The sequence below is a fragment of the Dysgonomonas mossii genome (genome assembly GCF_004569505.1).
GTDB lineage: Bacteria > Bacteroidota > Bacteroidia > Bacteroidales > Dysgonomonadaceae > Dysgonomonas.
Genome location: NZ_SPPK01000118.1, coordinates 1 through 398, shown reverse-complemented (window position 1 = coordinate 398; position 398 = coordinate 1). Strand labels below are relative to the sequence as shown.

Genomic DNA, 398 nt, shown 5'->3' with positions numbered 1-398 from the left:
CCCGCGCGCGTGGTGACGCTCGCGATCAGCGACGTGCCGGGCGACGATCCGGCCGTGATCGCCAGCGGCCCGACCGTGCCCGACGCGACGACCTGCGCCGATGCGCTGCGCATCCTGGACCGCCACGGCATCGGCCTGCCGCCGGTCGTGCGCGCGGCGCTGGCGGCCGGTGCGCTGGAGACGCCCAAGCCCGAGCCGGGCCAGGCGCCGGAAGTCCACCTGATCGCCACGCCGCGGCAGTCGCTGGAGGCGGCGGCCGCGGCGGCACGGTCCGCGGGCCTGGCGGTGCACCTGCTGTCGGACGAGATGGAGGGCGAATCGCGCGAGGTGGGTGCCGTGCATGCCGCGCTCGCCCGCTCGGTGGCGCGGCACGGCGCCCCGTTCGCGCGGCCCTGCGT

At 78.4% G+C, this 398-nt stretch carries 1 protein-coding gene; it reads left to right on the top strand.

The window, feature by feature from the left end; genetic code table 11:
• Window positions 1-398 (top strand): DUF4147 domain-containing protein (locus tag E4T88_RS19045; RefSeq protein ID WP_135107600.1); only part of this gene is annotated, 398 nt, incomplete at both ends.